General features: G+C 51.7%; 23 protein-coding genes and 1 pseudogene. 9 read left to right on the top strand and 15 right to left on the bottom strand.

Annotation, left to right across the window (positions count from 1 at the left end; all coding sequences use genetic code 11):
• Positions 1–275: 275 nt before the first annotated feature.
• The 7 genes and pseudogenes from EYA77_RS03935 to EYA77_RS10030 all read right to left on the bottom strand — a co-directional run.
• Positions 276–881 (bottom strand): RPA family protein, encoded by a 606-nt coding sequence (locus EYA77_RS03935; RefSeq protein ID WP_209315001.1) that lies wholly within the window; start codon positions 879–881, stop codon positions 276–278.
• Positions 878–2,479, bottom strand: coding sequence for a hypothetical protein (locus tag EYA77_RS03930; RefSeq protein ID WP_095641851.1), 1,602 nt, complete (start codon positions 2,477–2,479; stop codon positions 878–880). Before EYA77_RS03930 ends, EYA77_RS03935 begins: the two co-directional genes overlap by 4 nt.
• A gap of 143 nt (positions 2,480–2,622) precedes the next feature.
• Positions 2,623–3,114, bottom strand: a complete 492-nt coding sequence (locus EYA77_RS03925) for a GNAT family N-acetyltransferase (RefSeq protein ID WP_042699066.1) — start codon at positions 3,112–3,114, stop codon at positions 2,623–2,625.
• A gap of 59 nt (positions 3,115–3,173) precedes the next feature.
• Positions 3,174–4,001 (bottom strand): carboxylating nicotinate-nucleotide diphosphorylase, encoded by an 828-nt coding sequence (gene nadC / locus EYA77_RS03920; RefSeq protein WP_095641850.1) that lies wholly within the window; start codon positions 3,999–4,001, stop codon positions 3,174–3,176.
• Positions 4,002–4,904 carry a quinolinate synthase NadA gene (gene nadA, locus EYA77_RS03915; protein WP_167815923.1) on the bottom strand — a complete coding sequence of 301 codons (903 nt, stop codon included), beginning with the start codon at positions 4,902–4,904 and terminating at the stop codon, positions 4,002–4,004.
• Complete coding sequence (nadX, locus tag EYA77_RS03910) at positions 4,901–5,659, bottom strand: aspartate dehydrogenase (RefSeq protein WP_042699056.1); 759 nt, start codon at positions 5,657–5,659, stop codon at positions 4,901–4,903. The genes nadA and nadX overlap by 4 nt, the downstream gene beginning before the upstream one ends.
• A 74-nt stretch (positions 5,660–5,733) precedes the next feature.
• Positions 5,734–5,826 (bottom strand): annotated as a pseudogene (locus EYA77_RS10030) (helix-turn-helix domain-containing protein); the annotation flags it as partial.
• 94 nt (positions 5,827–5,920) lie between these two features.
• Here EYA77_RS10030 and EYA77_RS03900 point away from each other — a divergent pair.
• The 4 genes from EYA77_RS03900 (at position 5,921) to EYA77_RS03885 (ending at position 10,419) form a co-directional block, all read left to right on the top strand.
• A complete protein-coding gene (locus EYA77_RS03900) occupies positions 5,921–6,877 on the top strand; it encodes an ROK family protein (RefSeq protein ID WP_167815922.1) in 957 nt (318 codons plus the stop codon).
• 104 nt (positions 6,878–6,981) lie between these two features.
• The gene (locus EYA77_RS03895; protein WP_167815921.1) at positions 6,982–8,952 is read left to right on the top strand and encodes an Nramp family divalent metal transporter; all 1,971 of its coding nucleotides are present in this window, start codon (positions 6,982–6,984) and stop codon (positions 8,950–8,952) included.
• Positions 8,953–10,176 carry an ABC transporter substrate-binding protein gene (locus tag EYA77_RS03890; RefSeq protein WP_042699043.1) on the top strand — a complete coding sequence of 408 codons (1,224 nt, stop codon included), beginning with the start codon at positions 8,953–8,955 and terminating at the stop codon, positions 10,174–10,176.
• Positions 10,177–10,233: 57 nt separating this feature from the next.
• A complete protein-coding gene (locus tag EYA77_RS03885; RefSeq protein ID WP_011834035.1) occupies positions 10,234–10,419 on the top strand; it encodes a DUF1858 domain-containing protein in 186 nt (61 codons plus the stop codon).
• On the opposite strand, the gene EYA77_RS03880 is transcribed toward EYA77_RS03885, so the two are convergent.
• Together EYA77_RS03880 and EYA77_RS03875 are read right to left on the bottom strand one after the other, a co-directional pair.
• Complete coding sequence (locus tag EYA77_RS03880) at positions 10,416–11,339, bottom strand: cysteine-rich small domain-containing protein (RefSeq protein WP_042699038.1); 924 nt, start codon at positions 11,337–11,339, stop codon at positions 10,416–10,418. The two genes, EYA77_RS03885 and EYA77_RS03880, sit on opposite strands and share 4 nt — an antisense overlap.
• A 2-nt stretch (positions 11,340–11,341) precedes the next feature.
• Positions 11,342–12,769: a dihydropteroate synthase gene (locus tag EYA77_RS03875; RefSeq protein ID WP_167815920.1), complete on the bottom strand. Its 1,428-nt coding sequence runs from the start codon at positions 12,767–12,769 to the stop codon at positions 11,342–11,344.
• A 47-nt stretch (positions 12,770–12,816) separates the two neighbouring features.
• Between EYA77_RS03875 and EYA77_RS03870 the strand changes: the two genes are divergently transcribed.
• Positions 12,817–13,515 (top strand): PHP domain-containing protein, encoded by a 699-nt coding sequence (locus EYA77_RS03870; RefSeq protein ID WP_167815919.1) that lies wholly within the window; start codon positions 12,817–12,819, stop codon positions 13,513–13,515.
• Entirely contained in the window at positions 13,512–14,357 is an 846-nt protein-coding gene (truA, locus tag EYA77_RS03865; RefSeq protein ID WP_167815918.1) for a tRNA pseudouridine(38-40) synthase TruA, read from the top strand. Before EYA77_RS03870 ends, truA begins: the two co-directional genes overlap by 4 nt.
• A 441-nt stretch (positions 14,358–14,798) precedes the next feature.
• Here truA and EYA77_RS03860 read toward each other — a convergent pair whose 3' ends face one another.
• From EYA77_RS03860 to EYA77_RS03850, 3 genes are all read right to left on the bottom strand, one after another.
• The gene (locus EYA77_RS03860) at positions 14,799–15,401 is read right to left on the bottom strand and encodes a flavodoxin family protein (protein ID WP_042699033.1); all 603 of its coding nucleotides are present in this window, start codon (positions 15,399–15,401) and stop codon (positions 14,799–14,801) included.
• Entirely contained in the window at positions 15,398–15,985 is a 588-nt protein-coding gene (locus tag EYA77_RS03855) for a flavodoxin family protein (protein ID WP_042699030.1), read from the bottom strand. The genes EYA77_RS03860 and EYA77_RS03855 overlap by 4 nt, the downstream gene beginning before the upstream one ends.
• Positions 15,986–16,181: 196 nt before the next feature.
• A complete protein-coding gene (locus EYA77_RS03850; RefSeq protein ID WP_167815917.1) occupies positions 16,182–16,730 on the bottom strand; it encodes an HNH endonuclease in 549 nt (182 codons plus the stop codon).
• 1,507 nt (positions 16,731–18,237) lie between these two features.
• Between EYA77_RS03850 and EYA77_RS03840 the strand changes: the two genes are divergently transcribed.
• From EYA77_RS03840 to EYA77_RS03825, 3 genes are all read left to right on the top strand, one after another.
• Entirely contained in the window at positions 18,238–18,621 is a 384-nt protein-coding gene (locus EYA77_RS03840) for a hypothetical protein (RefSeq protein ID WP_167815915.1), read from the top strand.
• A 1,191-nt stretch (positions 18,622–19,812) separates the two neighbouring features.
• Entirely contained in the window at positions 19,813–20,877 is a 1,065-nt protein-coding gene (locus tag EYA77_RS03830) for a DMT family transporter (RefSeq protein ID WP_167815913.1), read from the top strand.
• Positions 20,877–21,086, top strand: coding sequence for a TfoX/Sxy family protein (locus EYA77_RS03825; RefSeq protein WP_095641840.1), 210 nt, complete (start codon positions 20,877–20,879; stop codon positions 21,084–21,086). The genes EYA77_RS03830 and EYA77_RS03825 overlap by 1 nt, the downstream gene beginning before the upstream one ends.
• A 54-nt stretch (positions 21,087–21,140) precedes the next feature.
• Here the strand turns inward: EYA77_RS03825 and EYA77_RS03820 are convergent, their stop codons facing one another.
• From EYA77_RS03820 to EYA77_RS03810, 3 genes are all read right to left on the bottom strand, one after another.
• Positions 21,141–21,908, bottom strand: a complete 768-nt coding sequence (locus EYA77_RS03820) for an SDR family NAD(P)-dependent oxidoreductase (RefSeq protein ID WP_167815912.1) — start codon at positions 21,906–21,908, stop codon at positions 21,141–21,143.
• Positions 21,909–21,990: 82 nt separating this feature from the next.
• The gene (locus tag EYA77_RS03815) at positions 21,991–22,590 is read right to left on the bottom strand and encodes a TetR/AcrR family transcriptional regulator (protein WP_095641838.1); all 600 of its coding nucleotides are present in this window, start codon (positions 22,588–22,590) and stop codon (positions 21,991–21,993) included.
• Positions 22,591–23,341: 751 nt separating this feature from the next.
• Positions 23,342–24,778: hypothetical protein (locus EYA77_RS03810; RefSeq protein WP_167815911.1), on the bottom strand; the 1,437-nt coding region annotated here is incomplete at its 5' end.

Here is a 24,778-nt window from a genome sequence, read left to right as displayed (position 1 = left end):
TATCAGCATCGAATGCTTATATAGTCTTCGAACCGCATTCCGGAAAACTCAGGCATCAGAAGCCGGAGAACCCAAAAGGCAGTTCGAGAGCCTTGCGAGGTAACATAGTTACCTCCAATCACTTATAAACCCACCGAATCAGAGATTGGACAAAACCGGAAATATATCCGGCATCGTTCATCACTGACCGATTGGTTTGTGAGGTAATAATGTTAGGTATTGCGGCATATAAAGACTCCGGAATGATATTCGGAAAAAGAAGATTTTGAATGGAATCACAGCTGCATGATCCGGGAGAGAGCGTCAGAAACCATCTTTTTCCAGTGTTCCGCCGATAAATGATATGTCTCGCGCGCAAGAACGACATCCGCAGAAGGAACATCCGAAACAAGAGCGTCCACCCTGTCAAGGGTAGAACGCGCCGCATCCTGGACCCACAGATCGCGTGTCTCCTGATCCACAACAACAATCGACTCCGCACGCACAGAAATCAGGGTTTTCCCGTCAGGCGTCGTGTAAGCATTCGGCTTGCCGACCACCACCACAAACGACGGAGTGGAAGTATCGATCTTCGCAAGCTGATGCATCGCCTCAGGCTGATACGAACTTGCGTTGATATAAAATATTCCGGTCGGATCCGAAACCCGCGCACGATACAGAATATTCTGATCACCCACCTTATCCTTCTGCGTAATCGCCCCGGCAATCAGAACACGATTACACCGCTCGCCGGTCGGCAGCAGAAGATACACCGGACTCTTCTCATCCTCAGAGTCTTTGATCATCTTTGACGCCTCGCGCAGTTCAGCAGCGAACACACGCTTTGCCGGCTCACGCTCATAAGACATAAACTGGCCGTTTGATACAGAACCTGAATTCATATCCCGTTACCTCCCGCAGATGCACCTGCGCGATTCATAAGTTCGGCAGTGACATTTGGATCAAGACGGATAAACTCCGCAGACTTCACCAGGATCCTGCCGTCAAAATCAGTACCGAAACACTTCACATAGCGCCCGCACAGACGCTCCGTAAGCACCGACTGGATCTCCTCCAGACCAAGGGGACTGTTCGAAGCGATCTCGATCGCCTGATCCATCGTCATACCGGAAAGCGCCTCCGTGACCTCCCGGTTCACAAGAACATTATACGCCCGCTGACCATTATCCACAACACCCTTGATCCGGAGATCATAATTGAAAGAGTTCTGGATCTCATGGATCGGGCAGAAGTTCTGCCGGGAAAGAACACGGTTGCATCCCTCCACCGGACAGCGCCGGACAAGGCCGGACCCTTTCGAAACCTGCACGATCGTCCCGGACACCTCATCCATACGCGTCCCGACCGCTATATCCGCCGTCGGCTCCTCTGCCGAATACGTCGCCGGATTCAGACTGATCGAAAGACGGCCGTTAAACTCATCCACTTTAGCATTGATGATCTCATAAACGCGTCCGAGTTCCAGACGCTCCTTGGACTCATCCTGCCACAAAACAAATTTGATCCTCCCCGTCTCATCCCCGACAAGACCGGTCTGCATCATCCGTTCGCTCTTAGACTCCCACTCCTCAACAAACTTGACCCGGAGAGAAGCATAGCCGACCGAAAGATCGCGTATAGAAGAAACCGGCAGGGGCTCTTTTGGAGCGGAACTTCCCGCAGACACCGGCACCGAAATCTCAGCATCCTCGTCCTGGATCCACACCGCCGAGTTCAGCGTCAGGGAAAGCCTTCCGTTGTACTCATCCACGCTTGCATAAAATATATTATACACTGCGCCCGGGATCAGCTTCTCCTTATCAGGATCCTGCCACAAAACAAACTTCATCCTCCCGGACTCATCAGCAACAAGGCCGCTCTGCATCATCCGGTCACTCCTCGACTCCCACTCCTCGATATACTTCACGTGGATACAGGAAACGACCCCGGCTTTCAGCTCGTTTAACTTGGCAGGCTCGGACGGAACCAGACACCGGTCATCCTCGATCTCCGTAACGCGGGACCCGGAATGAAGCTTCAGATTGGCAACGCCCTTAAACGAATCGACCACCGCTGAATCGATCCGGTACCATTTCTCGAGTTCAAGCTTCGGCAGCTCTGACGCCTTGGAAAAAACGACAAAACGCACCGCGCCGGTACTGTCTGCAAAAATCCCGCTCTGCGCGATCGCCGGAGAGTTCGGCGCCTGCAAAGAAACGACCTTCACCTCCACACTGACCCAGTCATTGGGCTGGATATCGGCAATATGTACGAGGTCGCCTGACGAAGAACCCGCGGCGGGCTTTGCCTCCTCAGGGATCTTGTGCTGTTTATACTGATCAGAAAGCACTTTGCGCTCCGCTTCGAACGGCACCACGCCAAACTCATTGATATAGAGCGTAAGTTTCTCTGAAATGCTGTGCTTATCCGGCGAAACTCCTTTAGACACTAAGTTCTGGGAGATTCTGTCGGTAATCTGCTGGATCTGCTGTGCGTCCATGTTGATCTCCAAATAACAGATTAACTTGCAACCATATAAACCCCTGACCGCGCGGTGCGATAATGCCCCGGCAAATGCAGAAAACACCGCTCCCACTGAATGAGAGCGGTGCAAAATTTTGTAAAAAAACGGTGACGGCAGACCTAGGTGATCGCGTTTCTTCGCTCCATCACGATCGTATTCTGCCACTGACCGAACCGGTCTTTCGCGATCCGTTCACGATACCCGACCTCCCGAAAACCGCACTTGATATGGAGGCCGATACTCGCAGGATTAATCGACAAAATATTCACAAACAAACACCAGTACCCTTTCTCCTGGCTTTTTCTGCAGAGATGATCAAGGAGATGGGTGCCCAGACCTAAACCCCGGAATGCCTTGTCAAAATAAATACTGACCTCCACAACTCCCTTATAGGCTTCCCGGGCAGACGTCGGACTCAGGGCGCACCAGCCGACAACTGTATTCCCGACAAGCATAACATACCGGCAGTCCTGCAGATGCGCCTTGTCCCAGACCTCAAAAGGCGGACAGACCGTCTCAAACGTCGAGATCCCTTCCAACAGTGCCGCCTGATAAATCTGACTCACCAGATCCCAGTCATCATCCTCCATCTCCCGAATACGCCAGTTCATAGAAAACTACCTCCGCGCCCCTCAAAAAGAACCGCGGCGGCCGACAGCCTGACATGCATCTACAAATCGACCTCCAGACTGACATCGGCACACCGGACCGAATGCGTCAGGGCCCCCATACTGATCACATCCACATCGATCCCGGCATATTTATCTACAGTCTCGGGCGTGATCCCGCCCGATATCTCCAGCGTCACCTCTCCGCGAAGACCCGCCGCCTCAAGAGCGGCGATCGCCTCGCGGATAAGATCCGGAGTCATATTATCGAACATAATAATATCAGCGCCGGTCTTTGCCGCAAGAAGAGCATCCTCGGCTGACTCCACCTCACACTCGATCGTCTTGTCGGAATACTCCCGGCATTTTCTTACCGCCTCGTCGACCGGCATAAATGCCCGGTGGGTATCCTTGATCAGAAACTGATCAAAAAGAGTGTGCCGGTGAGGCAGAGCGCCGCCGGCGATCAATGCTTTCTTATCAAAAAAGCGGAGACCCGGCGCCGTCTTTCTCGTTCCGGCAACACGGACATGATCATTCACGACCGAAACAAGGCGGGATGCCTTTGCAGCAGAAGAAGCAATGCCGCTCATCCGCCCGAGAAGATTCAGACACGTCCGTTCTAATGAAAGTATGGCATGTACCGAACCCTTAAGCGAAATGATATGCTCGCCGGAATGAGCAGTCGACCCGTCGCTCACATGAACATCGGTGAGAACTCCGGCATTCTTAAAAAGCCAGACACACTCCTCGACCCCTGACACGACCATCTCCTCCCGCGCCTCGATATGCGCCGAAACGGCCTTGTCTTCCAAAAGAGCAAGGGTCGTGATATCACCTGCGGAAACATCCTCGGCGACAAACGCGAGAAGCTGATCGGTCGGGATCATCTATACCGATGCCTCGATCATCCGCTCGATCGCAAGACGGGCACGCTGTCCAATACTCTCCGGCACCTGGATCGGAAAGACGCCGTCTCTGAGCGTAATGTAGAGATCCTCTTCAGTAATGAGCTTCATGTTCGGACAGACAGCCGTATCGATAGCGTGGAATATAGTATCTGGATACTTCTTCTGCAGAGGGTGGATGATCCCCTTCTCTGTCAGAATAACCCACTCCTTCTTTTCACCGGATCTCCGGATCATATACCCGGTCGACCCGACAAGATCGGCTGCCAGCTGGACCTCGGGGGGACACTCCGGGTGGCAGATGACCGAGGCGTCCGGATACTCGCGGCGTGCGGCCAAAACATCCCGGACGGTAAACTGGTGATGAGTCGGGCAGCCCCCGTTCTTCGGGACCGGGATGATCGTCTTTTCCGGAACCATCCGCTGCGCATACGCGGCAAGATTCGCATCCGGACCGAAAAGGATCGTATCTTCCTTAAGGGAGCGGACGACATCCGCGGCATTCGCAGACGTACAGGTGATATCGCACTCGGCTTTCGTCGCCGCGTTCGAGTTCACATACACAACGAACGGCGATCCCGGGTGAGCCTCTTTTGCCGCACGGACAGAAGACGGCGTCAGCTGATCGGCAAGCGGACAGCCCGCTTCGGGCCTTGGGATCAGGACGGTTTTTTCCGGCGAAAGGATCTTCGCCGTCTCTGCCATGAAATACACCCCGCAGAAAACGAGCGTCGCCTCCTTTGCTTCCTTTGCTTTTCTGGCAAGTTCGAGCGAGTCGCCGGTGATGTCGGCAAGATCCTGGATCTCTGCCGGCTGATAATTGTGTGCGAGGATCAGAGCGCCTTTTTCGGCGGCGAGCCTGCGTATTTCCTTTGCAAAGTTCATGCGCCGATCACCAAAGGATTGTCCAGATTCTGCAGAAGCGACAGGATCGAAAGGGCCGCAAGATAACTGGTCGCCGGGTTGTCCGGAGACGGGACGTTTCTGACGCGGATATATGCCTCGCCGAACTCCCCTTCGAAGAAGATCTCATGCATGTTCCGGTCTTCATTCGGATCCATCCAGAGCTCAACATCCACATCTCTGCCGCAGGCGATCGAAAGAGACTCGGCAACGTTCGTGTTCTTTGGGTACTGATGAACACAGTCGTAGGCTTTTCCCGAGAAGATGCAGGTCTTTTCCTCGGCTTCACGCGAGAGGGATTTGGGATTTTTTGTTGTGCGGAGAACGAATTTATCGATTCCGGAGATCTGGCCCACACGGATATTGTCAAGTCCCATGATAGCCCCGGAGGGGATGTGGATCTTTTTCTTCATCTCGCGGGCAGTCTGGATGAGTTCTTCACGAAAAGATACATCAGCGAGTGCCCCGACACTCATAATGACAAGATCCTTTCCCGCCAGTAGAATGCTCTCTGCATGAGTGGTTGCCGCCGCAACGGATGCGGCCTCGACGACGATATCGGTAGGCTCCTGAAGAAATGCCGCAAAATCATCATAAGGAGCTGCGCCGAACTCTTTGCCGAATGCCTCCGCACGTGCAGAAACCGAATCATATACTGCCGTAATCCTGAAGTTTTCCTGACCTTTTGCGATCACATGACCGATATTTCCGCACCCTAAAAGCCCGACGGTAATCATAATTGGTACAGAGTTTCGGATTATAGATAGTTAAGGATTGTGCCGTCTGCATGCGTGCAGGAAATAAGAAGGGATCATTTTTGATATTCCAGGATATCTCCCGGCTGACAGCCGAGCACCCGGCAGATGGCTTTGAGCGTCGAAAACCGGATAGCAGTGAACTTGCCGGTTTAGATTTTGGATGGGACTTACGCGGTGCGATCTTTACCGAAAAAACTGAAGTCCTGTTTTTAAGGAACATATCAGATAAAGAGAGAGTTGATGACCGAGAAGAACACACCTACCAATAATATGGATGATCTGTCGTATGTTGCCGCGGTCGATCTTGGCGCCACCAACCTCCGTGCGGGGATCGTTGACGAAGAGGGAAAAATTCTGGCATTCGCCCAAAATGAGGTCAAAGACCTGACAAACGGCATGGACATTCAGCTCCGCATCAGCACGATGATCAAAGAACTGACCGCAGAAACAGGCATTTCACCAAAAGCGATCGGTATCAGCACCGCAGGACCCGTCGATCTGAAAACCGGTTCGGTCACCGGCTCGCCCAACATGAAATGTGAAACGATCTTCCTTGCTAAACCCCTGCAGGAGATGTTCAAGATCCCGGTAAGGATGATGACCGACTGCAAAGCCGGCGCTCTGGGCGAGTATCATTTCGGCGGAGCAAAGGATGCGGCAGCGCTCGTCTATCTGACCTTTTCCACCGGGATCGGCGCAGGCGTGCTGGAACGGGGCAGACTGCTCTGCGGTGCGAACGGAAACGCCTCCGAAGCCGGCCATCTTCTCGTCGACACGACATGGGATCTTCCCTGCGGATGCGGAGGGACCGGACACTGGGAAGCCTACGCGAGCGGAAAAGGCATCCCGAACTTTTTCCGGGCATGGAGTCTGGACCGGATCGAATATGATCCAAAATCCATGCTGAACGCCGGTCAGATCCTGTATGCCGCTGAACAGGGGAGCCCGCTCTTCATCTCCTTCTCTGATGAACTTGCAAAAATAAACGGACGGGGGCTCTCCTCGATAATCGCGGCCTACAACCCCGACCTGATCATAATGGACGGCCCGATCGTCAGAAACTATCCTTCCCTCATCGCCAGAAAAATGACCGAACATATCGACAGATATCTCCCCGCTCCGGAGATCCGCATCTCCGCCCTTGAAGGTAAAGCCCCTCTTCTCGGAGCATCAGCTGCCGCATTCAACGCATTGTGAGGAATTTCTCAGATAAACGCCCGGTAAACCTGGCAAAACCCGTCTTTTTATCACCCAACTCCAAGAGTATATAACCTCAGACCTGCAAAAAATACATAGAATCGATGAAAGAACCGCTCATATCCCGCCTGCGAAAATGGTTTCAAAATAACTTTGTATTCTTCGGACCAGGTCTTCTGCTCGCGATCACCGCGGCAGGCGAAGCCGGAGTTACTGAAGCGATAGAAATCGGAGCTCACTACGGTCCTGCCCTGATCTGGGTCGTCATCATCACCCTCATCTTCAAATACGCATTCACCAACGGGATCGCCCGTTATACCCTCGCGACCAACCAGACGATCTTCGACGCCCTGAACCGTCTGCCCGGACCGAAAAACTGGGGTTCCTATCTGATAATCGGCTCCTATCTCATGGAGATGTTTGCGATCGGCGCGATGCTCGTATTCTCCGCGACATTTCTGGACTATCTGCTTCCCGGCATCTACTCGGTCTTTCTGATAGCAGTATTTCTGCTGGTGTTGACACTCGCCGTCATCAGAACCAGTTCCTACGAGATCCTCGAACCGGTCATGGCAGTCCTGATAAGCATACTTGCCGGCGTCATCCTCATCGCCCTGACCCAGTTCCCGCTCTCCTTCAACCTCATTCTCGACGGACTGGTCCCCTCCATCCCCGCCGGTTCCGAGATGGCGATCCTCGCGATCCTGGGAGTCGTCGGATCCGGACTGAACCTCATGCTCTACTCGGTCTGGCTTTCCCAGAAAACAAAGATACACACCGAAGACAAACAGGAGTGCACCCTCCAGAACGAATCTTTTTTCAGAAAATATATCCGCAGTGTGAATTTCGACGTCATGACAGGGTTCTTCTTTGTCGCAGTCGTCACGATCGGTTTCATGTTTCTCGGCTATGCGGGATACGCCGTATCCTTCATGCCGCACGGAGCGAAGATCACCCTTGATACACTGATCACCCAGATCCTCTATATCTTCAGTTCGATCCCCTACGGGCCGTCTGTGTTTCTGATGTTCGTCGCGGTGATTTTCTTTGGCGCCGTCGTTGTTGGTATGGATGCACGCGCCAGAGCTCTCGCCAAAGTGGTCCGCCATCTGGGCGAAGACAAAGGCAAAGCTCTGCCCAGTGAACACAATCTGTATCAGATAACACTCCTCGTTTTCACCGGCGTGGTCATTCTCGCAATGGTGATCGCCGATCCAATGACGGTCATCCGTCAGATCGCGGCGTTTTCGGCGATCCTGTTTGGTATCTTCGGATTCATCGTCATCTACCTCGACAGCAGACTGCCGAAGTATGCAAAAGGGTCCCGGCTCTGGATGGCCGTCATGGGGATCGGCAGCGGACTTTCGATCTATGTGGCATTGCTGATAGAATCCTCGTTCCTGCAAAACGGCATCCCGTTGATCGAACGCATGCTCGTGATCGTGGTCGTGCTCTTCGTCTTCACAAAGACGGAGATGTTCAAAAAACTCGTCCGCGGAGCCGCGAACTTCACCGATAAACTGTGGACCGTCGCATTGGGCGGCGGGCTTTCCATCTACGGCGTGTTTCGGGGGATCGATGTCAACGGTCTCATCTTCAACTTCAGCGCGATCGGTCCGATCGTCGCCGGCCTTTTGGGCGGCCCGCTGATCGGCGGCCTCGCCGGTCTCATCGGATGCGTCTACCGTCTTGCCCAGGGCGGGCCGACGGCGATCGGATGCTCGCTTGCCATTCTCGCGGCCGGCCTTATCGCCGGATTTGCCGTCCGGTGGTGGCAGGGAAGAGTCACCATCTTCAAGGCGGTTTTGGTGACCGTTGTCATCGAGTGGATACATCTGCTCATCATCGTTCCTGGGTGCGGGATCATCTTCGGCACTCAGACAGTCGAAGAGATCGTCGCGATCGTCGCAAGCACGTTTTTGCCGATCACCATCGTCAACACGCTGGGTGTAGCGCTGTTTGCCTACTTCGCCAAAGAACACATCGTCTTTGCCGCAGGAACAGAGAGCCTCCTCGGAAGAAAAAAGACCCGGACCGAAAACGAATCAAAAGACCCAGAAAAGGAGGAGAAGTAAATGTCGGGTCATCATGAAAAACCGCCGCAGACAAAAGCAGCGAAGTACATCACTATTGGCATCATCGTTCTGACGATCCTCATGTTTATCATCGCATTCCACCCGTTTGGAACGATCATCACCAGCGATTTTCCGGAAAATGAAGTGGTCGTCGCGGTTTCCCTGCCTTTCGAAGGAGAGATGGCGGAGTTCGGCGTCGAGTATATGCGGGGGATCGAACTCGCGATCGAGGATATCAATAATGCGGGAGGCATCCGGGGCGTCCCGGTCAGGGCAGAGTATTATGACAACAAAGGAAACGTCACTCTGGCAAAAGAACAGTTCAAAGAGATCAAAGAACAAGGCATCCCGGTCGTCATCGGCGCATTGACGAGTACCGTGACGCTCGCACTTGCCCCGTATGCGGAGTCATATGAGATCGTCCTGATCTCTCCTTCGGCAACATCCGCGGGCCTCTCGGCATACGGAAATTATGTCTACAGAACGGTCTCTTCCGACATCTACCTCGGGGCAGGCATGGCAAAGATCATCGGCGGACGTAACGATACGCAAAATGTCATGATGATCTATCTTAACACCAGTTACGGAAAAAGCCTGAGATATGCATTCCTCAACGAAGGCGAGACCTCATATCCGGATATGCATATCGTATCCTGCATAGGGGTCCCTGACTCCGACACGCTGAACGCGGGCGCGATCATCGCAGAGATGAAGAAAACCCAGCCGCAGTCTGTTCTTCTGATCGTCAACCCGAGTCAGTGTGTGGAGATCATGAAAGCCGCGGAGGCGGAAGGGCTTCACCCGGCATGGTTCGGCTCTGACATGGTGACCAACCGGCAGGTCCCGCTGGAAGTCGGTGCATACTCCGAAGGTCTCATCGGGTTTTCCCAGTCGAGAAGGATCTCGGACCCCTCCTACGAGGAGCATTATGTAGAAAAATTCCATGAAGCCCTGATGGTCCGCGACTCGATCTACGGACATGATACGATGATCGTCGTGTCCCAGGCAATAGAAAACAGCGGATACACGGCGGACGGGATCAGAGAGGGTCTTGACAATATCCGGCATGTCGGACTCACCGGAACGATCGTCTTCGACGAGAAAGGGGATGCCTATCCTTCATACGATGTGATGCGGCTCGAAAACGGCGAATGGGTCGATCTTGCATGGAAAGAGGTCATCACTTTCGAGAAGAAAGCATCCTCCCATGCATCATCCCATTAATCTTTTTTGAGTATCTTCTTCGCAAATATCAAGTAGTAATCCCGCCAACATAGTACCATGGCAATCACACTTGATTCAACTATCGCCGACCTTCTCCGCGAGAAACCTGAGTCCGCAGCAACCCTTCAGAGCTTCGGTATGGGCTGCCTCGGCTGCGCGATCGCAAACAACGAGACCATCCGCGAGGCCGCAATGGTCCACGGCATCCCCTTAGAAGAGCTTGCAAAAAAGCTCGGACTCTAAATATTTTTCTTTTTTACTGACTTCAGTTCAAGAACATCTGCTTCGGGATTTCGCAGAAGATGATTCGCCACCGCAGGTTCGTGGACCAGACGGCAGTCCATGCAGCTCCAGATCTTCCCGTTGGGCGTATCGATCAGCTGACCAAGCTCCGTGTCCATACAGGGATAGAGCGGGCAGTAGCAGAAACTGCACTGCTGATCAGAATAATTATGACACGGATAATACGGGCAGTCCTCCGGGATCCACTCGTTCCAGTGATCCCCCCCGTACCGGCTGTAAATAAAAAACGAGGGACGCCGCCGCGAAACGATCGCCGGATGTCCCCGGGACCATCCGCGGGTCACCCCCCAGGTGGACAGAAGATAATTATCGAACCGGACAAGCGCCTCCGTCAGGGCATGGGAAACGGCTTTCGAGATCCGCATCCCGGTCCCGGTCAGGGGTCCCGCGAACGCCTCGGCAGGACCGTCTGACTTTTCACAGGCAACGACAACTGCGTCCGTAGAAAGAGCGCTGCCGGGGACTTTTCTCGCCGTGATCACCTGCATTTTTGCTTCGGTCGCCGTCATCATTGCCCCAAGCAGAGCGGCATCGGTCAGCGGCCTCTCACAGGTCACGATGATATTGATCGTCCGGTTCCGGTCTGAAACGGCGGCCGTGACAAAAACCGTGACATAGTCATATCTGGCAATGCAGAGATTCGTGATCGGCAGAGCAGTCAGAAGCCCGAAATAGGGCTGTAAAAATCCGTTCTCCATCGACACGCGGGCGATGTGCGCTGAGGCGTCATCCGAAAACTGCGAGGGAATCGAGATGTTCAGAATCGACCTGACATCCGCAAGGCCGCCGTCCACACCGCTGCTCGCCGCCCGGAAATCTCCTCTGACGATCAGAACATCCTTTCGCAGATAATACCGCATACCTAAAACTTCCCGTCCTGCTCGAAACTTCTGCCGAAGCGAAGGGCAAGCTCCGCTTTATACAGCTCTTTTCCAAGATAGCCTGCGTGATCCAGCAGCGAGACCCCGTCTTCCGCGAGGATCTCTGAGAAAACATCATACCACGACGTTCCCCGGATCGCCTTTCCATTCCTCACGGCAACGATGTACCCGTTCTCGATTCCGATCCGGAAGTTTCCTTTCGGATCATAGACGAGGGACTCTGAAGGGGCCCCGGCGTCCTTTATCTCCTCATACAGGAGAGGAGGTTCCCGACGGAGACGTTTCTCCTTCAAAATCAGAAGATCGAGTCCGGTATCCTTCGGATACGGCAGGCCCTTTGACAAGGTCATCATCTCGACCGCACGCCGCATCTCGGCGGTCGTCCCCCGGGTCTTGTCCGAGTGCTCGGAGATCAAAAGACACGCGGCGCCCGTCTCGGCCGCGACCGATGCGAGCATGGCGCATATCCCCGGACTGTCGGCATCCATCATCTCCACAACATTCACGCAGCCGAGGATCTTCGGGCAGGGCATCTTTGGCAAATATCCTGCAAGGGACCGGGTCATCCCCGAAAGAGGCGGCTGGAGCAGCGGATCGGCGAGGATCTTGAAAAGCCCGGCCTGAAGCGCCGAAACGACCGTCTCCTCGAGTGATGCGCCTTCCCGCGGGATCAGAACCACGGCGGATCCCGATTCCAGGATCTTTTCTGCGAGAAGCGGGATCGTCTCCTTTGTGAGAGAAAGGATCAGATCCGCACGGAAAAGCGACGCCTCGATCAGTTCGGGATCCAGCGTATCGATCGAAAGCGGAATATCCAGATCCCCCGCCATCGAAAAACACCTGACCACATCATCAGCGGTCGCATCGAACCCGAACCCGAGATCCACGATATCCGCGCCGTGTTTCTTTGCGCGGATAACCGCATCCCGAAGGGCGGGATGCCGGTGAGCATCCATGATCTCATGGATCACCTTGATCCGCGAAGACCCCCCGATCTTCACCCCCCGGATCGTAAAAAACGCATCCGCCCCGCTCTCCGAGATAACCAGAGCCTCACGGGCGGCCTTTGCCTTCTCTTCCAAAAGCATATCATCGGCCGGCATATCCGCAGAAAGCCTGCCGGCCGCTATCAGCGGAACGCAGATCCCCATATCGGCCGCATGGCGCGTTCCTTTGCGGACCGGAACGCCCGTTCTCCTTTCCACCCCGGAAAAAGAAGCCGTGCACATACCGGAAACGACCGCAAGATCGCAGGGATGATCGGCAATCAGCTTCTCAAGCGTTGCGGGTGTTAAAAACGACGCGATTTCGCCTGTTTCGATGATCTGACAGGTGAACTCTGTTACCTTGGATAAAGCCAGACCGAGGGAGGGTGCACTCTGGCGTCCTGTGGGAAAGAGAACATGCATTGTATGTTATCCTTATGTTTTTGTACTTACATAGTAATTACCTTAAGATGGTTCTGATAACCTGCGATCTGCATATCCACACAAACGCATCGGCAGACGGAAAGTGTTCCGTCGAAAAGGTCATAGCCAAAGCAAAGGAACGCGGACTTGATGCGATCTCGATAACAGATCATGACACGACCGAGGGAGCAAAGCAGGCGCTCGGGCTGAAAGATCCCGGGATCCTGATCATTCCGGGGATCGAGGTCTCGACCAGACAGGGACATGTCCTCGTTCTTGGAACGACGAAGGCCTTTGCGCCGGGAAAGGACGCGATCGAAACGATCCGGGAGGCAAAAGCAGAAGGCTGCCTCACGGTCATTCCCCACCCCTACCACCGGTGGCGGCACGCGGTCGGTCTCCACGCGCCAAAAGCCCTGCGGGAAGCCGACGCGATCGAAGTGTTCAACAGCAGATACTATATCGGAACGGCGAACAATCGTGCCGCAAAGTTCGCAAGAAAATATCATATACCCATGACCGCCGGGTCGGATGCCCACACCTGTCAGTTCGTCGGCTACGGGATCAATATCATCGACGCGGAGGAACGGACGGTCCCCTCGATCCTAGACGCGATCAGAAAGGGAAAGATCGAGAGCAGATGTAAAAAGACGCCGATTCGGACCTACACGTCCCAGTCGTTCCACAACGTCGTTCGAAAGGTCCGCCGGCAGACCTCCAGACTCAAACCCCGGCGGGTGAGATGAAGCTCGCGTTCCTTGCAGGCTACCGGGGACAGAACTTCGCCGGCTCCCAGTATCAGCCGGATAAACGGACCGTGGAAGGGGAGTTTGTGGCCGGCGGGATCGAGCTCGGGCTCTTTTCCGACGCGAAAGAGGCGCATTTCCGGACGGCCGGACGGACCGATAAAGGGGTGAGTGCGAGAAGACAGCTGTTTTCGATCACGACCAACCGACCGGAACTCGCCGTCGAGGCGCTGAATTTTCATCTGCCGGACGATATCTGGTGTCTCGGCGCCGCCGAAGTCGACGACGAATTTTATCCGAGATACGCAGCAAAGGAGCGGAGCTACCGGTATTATTTTCCCTATCCTGCGGATGTTTCCGGAATGCAGGACGCGGCGTGCCGCCTGGCAGGCACCCACAACTTCAGCGGATTTTCGAAAATGGAGCCCGGCAGGGATCCTGTCCGGACCGTGACCCGCGCCGCGGTCTTCGAGGGAGCTGACGGCTGCCCGGTCTTCGAGGTCGCCGCGAAGAGTTTTCTCTGGAACATGGTCCGGGGGATGGCCGGGGCTTTGCAGACCGTCGGCCTCGGCCTCGCCGGACCGGATGTCATCGACGAGCTGCTCACCTCTCCAACGGCCCGGGTCCATCCGGCACCGGCCGGGGGACTCGTATTCTGGGATGTGGTCTGTGACCTTTCCTTTACGCCGATGCGGCAGAAACGCGAGGTGAAACGCTCGCTTGCCCGGGAAGCGGTCTGTGCCCGGGCGGATCTGCATACCGCCGAGGCTCTTTTGGAAGACGATCCGGAAGAGTTCTGGAAGAAAAAAGTGATTAGAGGATACTCGGCACTGATGAAATAGGAGTTGTGCGGGGTTGGTTTTTTATTCAATACGGGAAAGGTACGGTTTGGTGGGGAACACAGAGATAATTTAACCGCGAATCTCCGCTAATTCCCACGAATCGCATTTTCCTTGCGCCGTCGTGCTCTGCTCCGGCTTATCGCCTACGCAGGAATCGCACGCCGGCTGGAAAAATGCTAAGGAAAAACCGGCGTGCCGGTTTTTCTCTCCGTTAACTTTTCTCTTTGTTTAATAAAAAATAATCAAACAACAGAAAAACCCGCACGCGGGTTTTTCCCAGCATTTTTCAAGAGAGGGTGCGATTCCTGCGTAGGCGATAAGCCGGAGCAGAGCACCCGAACGTAAGGAAAATGCGATTCGCGTTAATTCGCGGAGATTCGCGGTTGGTTTTTTTTTCATGCTTCCACACCGCGCTACTCCTAAATAAAAAACAGTGAAGGGTCAGGCCTTCAATTTCATATCCATCTTCTTCACGATCTCTTTTCCCCGCTCTCTTGCCTCGACCAGACTCTCCGGCCATCCCTTCACCCCGCCGTGCTTATCCATTCCCGGGAACAACACATTCTCCGTATAAGAGAACCCCGCGTCATTGAAAAACACCCTGACCACCGGAAACGCCGAATCGAAAATAGACCGCATGCTCTGGCCTGACGTCGCAAAAAACACACCCGTATGCTTCGCCAGATGCTCTTCGCTGAAGGAGAGCGTCTTCGTGAAAAACTTCTGCGCCCACAAAAACTGGCCCCGGTCGATAAACGACTTCATCTCCGCCGTCACCGTCATCGAGTAGATCGGGGACGCCAGAACCAGGATATCCGCAGTAAGGAGCTTATCGAACACCGGCGTCAGCTCATCTTTGATAATGCATATCCCGGTTTTATGGCAGGCATTACATCCTCTGCAGTTTTTGTGATCGATCTCGACCAGCCGGATCTTTTCGACATCGGCGCCCGCCTCCTGTGCTCCTTCGATGAAGGCATCCAGGACCGTCTCCGTATTCCCGCCCTTTCTCGGGCTTCCGTTGATCACGAGCATTTTTATCATGATTCCACCATCAGTGCCGCCATAGCGTCTCCTGCCTCTTTTGCCCGGGCGATCGAATCGGGACTGTTTTTGAAGTCATTTCTTTTATCCAGACCCGGCAGGAGCAGAAAACTGAGACGTGACGCCGGGATCTGGGACACGTCGAATAAAAACTGCGCCACCGGGACCGTGTGATCGAAGATCCCGGACCGGGTCTGGCCTGCCGCCGAGATGAAGATCCCGAACTTTTTTCCTTCGGGTTTTGGCAGATCATGCAGGACATACTTTCGCGACCAGAAGACCTGGCAGCGGTCGATGAGCATTTTCGCCTGGGCGCAGACCGACATGGAGTAGACCGGGGAGGCGAAGACGAGAAGATCACACGCCCGGATCTTTTCTGCCAGTTCGACGAAGTCGTCCTGATGGATGCATACGCCGGTTTTTTCGCATTTGCCGCAGCCTTTGCACGGCGCGATGTCGAGATCGTTTAAGACGACCTTTTCAACAGACATCCCGGAAAACGATTCGAGCACCTTGTCGAGAGCAGATTCAGTATTGCCGTGACGACGCGGGGAAGTTGTGATGGCAAGGACGGATAAGGGCATTTATTCAGTATATTACTTCGGATACAGATAAATCCAGTGATGGGGGGAGGGGAAGGATTCGGCGGCTGGAAATGAGATTCGGGAGGGCGACCAGATATGGGGATCTTGGCAAAATATTTTTTGCCATGATGTTTTTTTTTCCAACCGCGATTTTTTTGAACAGATTTTCTTGTTTCCAATATCAAGTAAACTAGGTTTAGAAAATTCTTCTAGGGTCTGGAGATAGAGATACACCTTTTGGTCTCTTTCCAGAGACGATATCTTTGTAAATTTTTAAAGCCTTACCAAAATCCCTCTCAGTATTTATGACTAATGAATATTCATTTTTAATCTTCACTATATCATCAAGACGTTTTTTTGCCTGATAATAATTCTCATTTGGAAACGCTTTTTGTATTTTATGTATCCTTTTATGACAAACTCTACATAACACAACACAATTTTCCGGATAATTATATCCGCCTTGTTCACGAGGGGTTATATGGTGAGCATTCCATTCTTCTCCAAGATTGGAACCCCCATCATTTGTGTAATCTAATTTAGTGCCACATAAAGGGCAGATGCAATTTTGGCGGCGCAATACAATCTCTTTAGTCTTTTTTGAGAATAATCCGCCTGGTTTATAAATAGGAGTTGTTGCTGCAGAATTAGTCTTTTTGACAGATGTTTTAGGTGCCTTTGCGGATGTCTTTTTTGTTGCGGATTTTTTTACAGTTGTGTTTTTAGTTATTTTTGAAACTGGCATTTTTTCACGGTAATAAATACTTTTTGTTAATACATAATATAACTTTTTGAAAAATGGTGAACTTATAATTGAAGTTACGCAGTTTGATGTCAAAAGTAAAAAACTGACATATATATGAGAGGCACAATGATATCGTGTAAGGCATTCGTTTGGACACAAGAGAATCCCACCGCGAATCGCATTTTCCTTGCGCCGTCGTGCTCTGCTCCGGCTGATGCGTGCAAATCGAAGATTTGCGTGCCGCCTCAAGCGGGCTTTGCCCGCTTGGGCTTCGCCTACGCAGGAATCGCACGCCGTCTGGAAAAGTCCACGAGCTGAAAGCTCGTGAGACGTCTCAAGAGCCTTTGGCTCTTGGACAAATGCTGAGGAAAAACCCGCGTGCGGGTTTTTCTTATGTTCTCATTCTCTCTTTTTTTGAACCGGTCCGCGGCGTGGCATCCTATTTTTGGAATCAGGATAAAATACATCTCTTTTTCCGGGAATGAATGCTGATTTCACGTATCGAATGCGTGTGGAATAATAGACAAATATCTCTCAGGGAGCGAGGGAAAACTTCTCGCACCCTCATCCAGCTTTTCCTGTTTGTACACTGCAATAAAAGAGGGGAAGTTAATGAAACACGATTATGAGTATAATAATTATTACACAGATTATTCCAACCGCTATGAGTGGTCTTAGGTCGCGTTTCTTATATTCTGCTTTGAACTTTTTTGGATTGTGGACTTGTAACCATTTCTTTCTTAGCTCAGGGTCACATGTATGATTCTTTGCACACTCCCTGCAAAACCACATGCCGCAGTCCTGACATTGAATTAAGTCATTGGGATGGAACACATTTCCGCATTTTGAGCAGAATTTGCGTATTTTTGTTGGGTCAATATAATTGAGAAGAGTCTTTTTAGACGGAGTAATCAGGTCTCCCTTTCTGATTGCTGCGACACCGTCTCCCAAATCTATACATCGATGTTTGCGATAACATGCTGGACAATAATAATATCCGCACTCAGGGCAATGTTTTAACTCGTGCAGTTTAAATTGTCCGCCACATCCTGCGCAAATATAATTATCTCCAATCTGTTGTGGCGGGTTGTGTGGGGGCATATAATCATCTAATTAGTTAGGGTATTATATTGAAGATTATTTGAATGTATTTGTGACTTAATGGTGCAATAGTAGGTCTTGAAATACATGCCCTTATTTTTGATAGGACTTACGCGGAGTTGATCAAAATCCGATTCGGAGGGGAGATGGAAATTTTATCAAAATGTCAAAGTTAGGTTGAAATCTTTAATAAATCCAAGATACATTTATCATAAATGACAGAATAGTATATATTAACCATGGGGATACTAAGCACAGTTGTTATAAGAGCAGGATTGATATTTTTTGGGATTATACTCATTTTGTTAGGTATTCAGATAATTACATCATTTAACGCTATATTTGGATTTATCGTATTTATAGTAGGTTTTGTTATGTGTCTCATGGGTTGGAGAGGATACTGAAAATGAAGAGAACATTGATCATGCTGGGTCTCGTTGGCTTAATGATAACTTTTGTATTATCTGCAGGTTGTATCATGAATAATAATAATACTGCCATTGATGACCCACTTGTAGGTACATGGGTTTGTACAGGAAAAGTTTCAAATAATGTTCCAGTTTCTTTTGAAGTATTAAATGATGGCACTGTCAACTTTAAGTATTCCGAGAATGGAGTCACTTTTAGTAAGAAAGAGACTTGGACTCGTAAATCAGATACGGTGTACTACATTAATAGAGATGACGCCATCTCACAAATGAGACTATCAGATAACAAGCAATCACTTGTGTATGTATTTCCATATAGTTCCTATGGGACTAGTACTGTAACCTATCAGAAAAGTAAGTAGAAAATTATTGGATTGAAGCATTATGAAAATTAAATTTATTTTATTCCTCCTCATATTATTGACACTAACACTTGTATTCTCAGCGGGTTGCACCTCTAATATGAGTGTGGAACAGAATCCTGATCCTATTGTGGGAACATGGACTGATGATGAAAACTATGTATTAGATATGTTTGAAGATGGAACATGTCTCGTCACCCATATACAGACCTATGGCTCTGCTAGTGTTGGAAATCAAGTAAGAACGTATTCTTATAACACTGAGGGTTCGTGGAAACGTTTGTCTGATAACTCATATTCACTATATGCACCCAATACCGCCCAAGCGACACGTATTAATGTTATTATAACACTTTCAGACGATGGTAATACCCTCAAATTCACGTCTGGGTATACATATTATCTGAAAAAACAGTGAATTTAGTTAGAGTCCCGCAATCTCCTCCTCATACCCTGAATCAAATAAAAAGGATTGAAGGTCTGCTTCGCTCCTGATGAACTATCTGGAAACAAATAGGGGCCCAAGCAAATAGGATACTCCACCGCCGGTCGATCCGCGCCGGAGTCGCGGCCCCGAACCTCAAAATAAGAAAAGTGATCATCCCTCCTCATTCACATATATTGAAAGATGTTGAACATAAGAAAAACCGGCACGCCGGTTATTCCTCAGCATTTTTCCAGAGAGAGTGCGATTCCTGCGTAGGCGATAAGCCGGAGCAGAGCACCCGAACGCAAGAAAAATGCGATTCGCGAGGATTCGCGGAGATTCGCGGTTAAATAAAATCATGTGTCCACACCCAACAACCTCCCTCCCGAATCTCACTTTCGGTCGTCGAATCCTTCCACCCCCGTCCCCCTTTTCGTGAATTGCGTTGGCGGGTTGGCGACGAAGTCGACGACCTCAGCCGAGCAAACCGAAGGTTTGCGAGTTCGTATGTTTTGTGTGGGGGACGGGGGAGGGGAACTACATCTTTCCCCACCCAGCCTATTCTTTCTTTTTCGTGTTTTCGTGGATTTTTTCGTGAATTTCGTGTGATGAATGCGCCCATCAAAAAAAATCCCATACACAAAACCGAAGTACAACCCAAAAAGGATCATCTAATTAATTATTACTCTGCCCAACAAATCGACATTTCAATTTGACATCCTCAATATGAAAAACCTCATCACTTTCCGGGACAAATGGAAGGTATGCATGTTTCCGCAGGCAGACTGGCGATCGGGTTTGCGATTCTGGCGGCTGTTTTGTATGGTATCAGCTCTCCGGTGGCAAAGATCCTGCTCAATACGACGTCTCCCGAGCTGATGGCGGCCCTGTTGTATCTTGGAGCGGGAATCGGGATGTTTGCGGTGAATCTTGTGACGCGGGCGAGGACCCGGGAGCAAAAGGAGGCGCCGCTTGCAAAAAAAGATCTGCCGTTTGTGATCGGTATGATCCTTTTGGATATCGCGGCGCCGATTTTATTGATGCTGGGTCTTTCTCTCACGACTGCGGCGAACGCCTCGCTTCTGAATAATTTTGAGATCGTGGTGACGGCGCTTGTCGCCCTCCTGATATTTCGGGAGGCGATCGGCAGAAGGCTGTGGATCGCGATCCTTTTGATCGTTTTAGGAAGCGTTCTTTTGACGGTTGAGGATATGAGCAGTTTTTCATTTTCGGCGGGGTCGATCCTTGTCATCCTCGCGTGTGTCTGCTGGGGTGTGGAGAACAACTGCACGCGGATGCTTTCGCTGAAAAATCCGATGCAGATCGTCGTGGTTAAGGGATTCGGAGCCGGGTTCGGGGCTCTTTTGATCGCGGCGCTTGCTTCCGGGATGCAGACCGATCTCGTGAGCGTGGTCGCGGCGCTGGTTCTGGGGTTTTTTGCGTACGGGCTGTCGATCTATCTGTATGTTCGGGCGCAGAGGGATCTGGGCGCCGCGAGGACGAGCGCGTTTTATGCGGTGGCGCCGTTTATCGGGGCGGGGATCTCATTTGCGGTGTTCCGGACGCCGCTTACCCCGCTTTTTGCTTTGGCGGCAGGGATCATGGTTCTGGGAGCGTATTTTGCGGCGACGGGAGGACATACCCATTTCCATATCCATGAACGGATGATCCATGAACACCGCCACCGGCATGATGACGGTCATCATTCCCATGTGCATGATCCGCCTGTATTCGAAGAACATAGTCATGAACATACGCATGAACGGCTGGAACATGATCATCCGCACGGGGAGGATATGCATCACGTACATGTGCATGAAGAGAAGTAATGGCATCAAAATTGGATTTTGTTGAGTATGTCTGCGGTCAGATAGGTGATCCGTCGGAGATCTCGTACAGGAAAATGTTTGGTGAATACTGTATCTACTGCAAAGGGAAGGTGATAGGTCTGATCTGCGATGATCAGTTTTTTGTGAAAATAACAGCCGCAGGAAGAGCTATCCTTCCGGAGTGCGAAGAAGCTGCACACGTGAGATAGAAAACGCCGGGTCCGGCAAGGAAAAAATGAGATGGGATCCGTTCTATTCTGATCTCAGATACAGGTGTATCCTCCGTCGACCGCGATATTCATTCCGGTAACAAAGTTCGAAGCAGGAGAGGCAAGATAGATGACAGTCGAATCGAGTTCTCCCTCATCGCCGTACCGTCCTACAGGGATCGCTCCTTTTGCATAAGCGGCAAACTGCTCTGTTTTCAGGGTCGACTCGGTCAGTTCAGTGACAAAATACCCCGGGCAGATCGAGTTGACGGTGATCCCGTCCTTTCCCCATTCGGCTGCGAGGGCCCGGGTCAGATTCACGACACCGCCTTTTGCCGCGTGATATGCTGCGGAAGGCGCGATCATGTTCCCGACAAGCCCATACATCGAAGCGATGTTGATTATCCGCCCAAATCCCTGCTTGATCATTTCCGGAGCGACCGCACGGGCCATCTTGAATGTCCCGACAAGGTCGATATTGATCTCATTCATGAGCATTTCGTCGGATACATCAACTGTGGGTGCGACCCCGCCGGTCCCGGCACTGTTCACCAGGATGTCGATCCTGCCTAATTTGGCGAGGATCTCCTTTTTTGCCTCTTCGATCTGGGCCGTATCCGTGATGTCGCACTTCACCGGGATACACTTAACACCGAGAGCCGCGATCTCTTTTGCGGCCTGTTCGAGTTTTTCCTTTCTTCTTGCAAGGATCGCGATGTCAGCCCCCTGATTTGCCAATGCTTTTGCCATCTGAACGCCAAGTCCGGAGGAGGCTCCGGTGATCACGGCGACACGTCCGGTCAAATCAAAATAATTTTTCATAACAATCTGTCTTTAGGGGATATCACCATATAATGATACACTATTTTTGACGAACTGTTCATTAATTCCGGTTGACCACCCTTCACGGCGATCCGGAGCCTGCCGGCCTCATCGCAGTCAGCATAAGTTCGAGTATGATGCCCGTGATCTCCTCCGGGCTCTCCCGTTTCTCTTTTTTGAGCCAGGTAAGAAAGAGGCTATGGATGGATGACTCGATGTAGGATGCCAGATACTCAACGGGGACCGAGGATCCTTTTTCCCGTATGCCCTGGGCGAATATCCGGGAAAATTCATCGTACCAGACCATTTCCTTGATCCGGTTCCTGAATCCGAAATCGCCTTTCTCTCCGAAAAGTGCCTGCATTGTCAGGATATGGTCTTCAAAGTAGGTGAAGAGCCTGATCGTGATCTCGCCGACGGCTGCGATGCCTGTGGTCTGTATGCTCCGGATTATTTCCTGCATGTCGGCGGTAAGTTCCTTTTCGAATGTATGCAGGAGGTCATGTTTGTCTTTGTAATGGAGGTAAAATGTCCCGCGACCGATCTCTGCATGCGTGACTATGTCGGTTACGGAGAGGTCTTCGAATCCTTTCTCGGCGATGAGATGGATGAAGGATGACCGTATGACATGTTCGGCCTTGATGAAGCGCAGATCGTTTGGTTTTTGTCGTCTTTGATCCATGGTCAGGGGGATGGCATTGAGAAGATATTAGGATAAAGACGGTATAAGGATTTCCAAATATCTCCACGCGAAAATGACCGTTTCGATTCGAAAAAAAGGGTCCGAGGATCAAAAACACCCCGCTCCAAAGAAAAAATACGCCGAATGCTGGCGATTTCAATATTTACCAGCCGAAAACCATCATTAAAAAATGGTCAAATTGATCGGCGGGAGGTGATTTTAGAATGGAAAAGCCTATTCGCGAGTGGAAGCGGGGACCTTTAGGTCCATTAGCGGAGGCGGATCGACGGCGTAGCCGGCGATCTTAGCTGAGGCGGGGTGAGCCGCAAGGCTCGCCCAAAGCTGAGCAAGGCTTTGCCTTGCGACCAAGTCGATAGACTTGCAACCAAATCTTTGATTTGCGAAAAATGAACAAAATTTCATCGGGGGAAATGTTTCCGGGAAGGGTCCCAGGATCCCTGATATTATTCGCGGGGGATTTCTCATGTGTCCGCATCCGGCAAATTCCTTCCAAACAGAGTCCCGTTCCAGGGGGCACATTTTTCTCAAAACCCTGGGAAAATTTTCAAAACCCTAAATATACCCCTAATTCCTACAAAAAAGAGAGTTTCGGGAAAAATGTGCCCCCACATCAAAAACTCAGCAAAGAAGCCATTTTGTCAAAAAAGAGCCTAAAATAAACTAGATTCCGGGGCATGTAGATTTCGGCAACCTGCCCCCAAACCCCAACACAATAAACGGGGGGCAGGTCCTATGTGCCCCCAAGATTCTTCAAAACACAATTGAAATACCGTGTTCCGTGATTCTTCTTTTCATCATACCCATACACCCGCATCCCCTTAAACAGCGCCCTCTTCTCCTTCTCCGACAGACCCTGCCGGAAATTCACCTGCGAATACTCATCATACCCCGGCATCTGGATCTTCGCGAGACCCACCGGAATATCATGCCTGGCACACCACGAAATATACGCCTCCTCCAGCTCCAGACGGGACACCCGCCCCGTCTCCGACTTCTCCACACACTCCTCAATGAACGCCGACACCTCAAACCCTGCCAGCAGTTCGTTCTGCGTCGAAGCACAAAACGCCGGAACCGGCAAAAGACCTTCCTTCGTATATGCGATAAGCTCATCCACCATCATCGAAAAGATCGCATCCTTTTCGGCAAGGAGCGACTCCCGGATATCCTTCACCCGCTCATCCCCCGCAAACAGATGCGGAAACGGGATCGTTTTCAGCCGGCGCAGCAGGGCAAAATCCAGCGTCTTATCAAACCGGGGAAGCTCATTCGTCACCCCCACCGGCGTGCAGACCACCTTCTGCGGCCGCGACTTCGCATACATATCGCGGAACCGGCTCGTCATCGCGTCCCCCGTCAGCGCTTTCACCGTATCCGCACTGATCCGCCCGCCCCGGGACTCCTCATCGCTCGCCTCCGAGATCAGCATCGCACGCTTCGAAAGCGAGCGGCAGATCCCCGACGCCGGCCGGTCCTCAAATCCTGCATACAGCTCGCGGACCGACGCCTCCGACATCTCCGACCCGAAGATCTCCCTCAGCACGTCGATCGTCGTCGACTTCCCGTTGCTTCCCTTTCCCCACAGGAAAAGGATGATCTGCTCGGGATTTCCCGGATACAGCAGATAGCCCGTCAGCCGCAGAAAAAACCGGCCGAGCTCAATCATCCGAAGCGTCCGCTCCTCCTCGGAAAGGCCGCTCGTATTATCGTCAAACACCTTTTTGAGGTGGTCGATGAACGCCTGCGAGCGAAGCCCGGGCGTGTAGGTCAGATCGAAGTAGATCAGCGGGTACTTCTCCCGGATCGAGTCGCACGCCCAGATCGGGATGAACTCGCCGGTTTTGCAGTCGATCGCACCGTTTTTGCAGGTGATATACCGGCCGTCAGAGGCTTCGGTAAGATTCACCTGCATGGAGGAGCCTTCGATCATCTTCCGGAGAGCCACCTGTTTTGTGTGGTTTTTGCTGAGGTTCAGGTGATTCTGGAGCTGAGCAACGAGGTTTCGCATCTCGGGGGTGTTTTCGATTTCTGCCCGCCGGTTCCAGTATTTCTGTTCTTCTTCGATGCTTTTGCCGATGAACCGGAGGGTTTTGCCGATTTTGTCGCCGGCGGGTTCCCAGTGATTGTTGATAAAGGCATACCATTCGCCGCTCGCGACGTCGTAGAC

Origin of the sequence: Methanocorpusculum sp. GPch4 (assembly GCF_012062385.1) — an archaeon.
GTDB lineage: Archaea > Halobacteriota > Methanomicrobia > Methanomicrobiales > Methanocorpusculaceae > Methanocorpusculum > Methanocorpusculum parvum.
Note: the sequence above shows the minus strand (reverse complement) of the source record. Positions and strands in the feature narration are given on the sequence as shown.

Excerpts from the sequence above, each read along its gene's own strand:
- EYA77_RS03830 (WP_167815913.1), top strand. The coding sequence starts at position 19,813 with ATGCATGTTTCCGCAGGCAGACTGGCGATCGGGTTTGCGATTCTGGCG.
- EYA77_RS03815 (WP_095641838.1), bottom strand. The coding sequence starts at position 22,590 with ATGGATCAAAGACGACAAAAACCAAACGATCTGCGCTTCATCAAGGCC.
- EYA77_RS03890 (WP_042699043.1), top strand. The coding sequence starts at position 8,953 with ATGTCGGGTCATCATGAAAAACCGCCGCAGACAAAAGCAGCGAAGTAC.
- EYA77_RS03820 (WP_167815912.1), bottom strand. The coding sequence starts at position 21,908 with ATGAAAAATTATTTTGATTTGACCGGACGTGTCGCCGTGATCACCGGA.
- EYA77_RS03925 (WP_042699066.1), bottom strand. The coding sequence starts at position 3,114 with ATGAACTGGCGTATTCGGGAGATGGAGGATGATGACTGGGATCTGGTG.
- nadA (WP_167815923.1), bottom strand. The coding sequence starts at position 4,904 with ATGAACTTTGCAAAGGAAATACGCAGGCTCGCCGCCGAAAAAGGCGCT.
- EYA77_RS03935 (WP_209315001.1), bottom strand. The coding sequence starts at position 881 with ATGAATTCAGGTTCTGTATCAAACGGCCAGTTTATGTCTTATGAGCGT.
- EYA77_RS03850 (WP_167815917.1), bottom strand. The coding sequence starts at position 16,730 with ATGCCAGTTTCAAAAATAACTAAAAACACAACTGTAAAAAAATCCGCA.
- truA (WP_167815918.1), top strand. The coding sequence starts at position 13,512 with ATGAAGCTCGCGTTCCTTGCAGGCTACCGGGGACAGAACTTCGCCGGC.
- nadC (WP_095641850.1), bottom strand. The coding sequence starts at position 4,001 with ATGATCCCGACCGATCAGCTTCTCGCGTTTGTCGCCGAGGATGTTTCC.
- EYA77_RS03895 (WP_167815921.1), top strand. The coding sequence starts at position 6,982 with ATGAAAGAACCGCTCATATCCCGCCTGCGAAAATGGTTTCAAAATAAC.
- nadX (WP_042699056.1), bottom strand. The coding sequence starts at position 5,659 with ATGATTACCGTCGGGCTTTTAGGGTGCGGAAATATCGGTCATGTGATC.
- EYA77_RS03875 (WP_167815920.1), bottom strand. The coding sequence starts at position 12,769 with ATGCATGTTCTCTTTCCCACAGGACGCCAGAGTGCACCCTCCCTCGGT.
- EYA77_RS03855 (WP_042699030.1), bottom strand. The coding sequence starts at position 15,985 with ATGCCCTTATCCGTCCTTGCCATCACAACTTCCCCGCGTCGTCACGGC.
- EYA77_RS03840 (WP_167815915.1), top strand. The coding sequence starts at position 18,238 with ATGAAGAGAACATTGATCATGCTGGGTCTCGTTGGCTTAATGATAACT.
- EYA77_RS03825 (WP_095641840.1), top strand. The coding sequence starts at position 20,877 with ATGGCATCAAAATTGGATTTTGTTGAGTATGTCTGCGGTCAGATAGGT.
- EYA77_RS03860 (WP_042699033.1), bottom strand. The coding sequence starts at position 15,401 with ATGATAAAAATGCTCGTGATCAACGGAAGCCCGAGAAAGGGCGGGAAT.
- EYA77_RS03885 (WP_011834035.1), top strand. The coding sequence starts at position 10,234 with ATGGCAATCACACTTGATTCAACTATCGCCGACCTTCTCCGCGAGAAA.
- EYA77_RS03900 (WP_167815922.1), top strand. The coding sequence starts at position 5,921 with ATGACCGAGAAGAACACACCTACCAATAATATGGATGATCTGTCGTAT.
- EYA77_RS03930 (WP_095641851.1), bottom strand. The coding sequence starts at position 2,479 with ATGGACGCACAGCAGATCCAGCAGATTACCGACAGAATCTCCCAGAAC.
- EYA77_RS03880 (WP_042699038.1), bottom strand. The coding sequence starts at position 11,339 with ATGCGGTATTATCTGCGAAAGGATGTTCTGATCGTCAGAGGAGATTTC.
- EYA77_RS03870 (WP_167815919.1), top strand. The coding sequence starts at position 12,817 with ATGGTTCTGATAACCTGCGATCTGCATATCCACACAAACGCATCGGCA.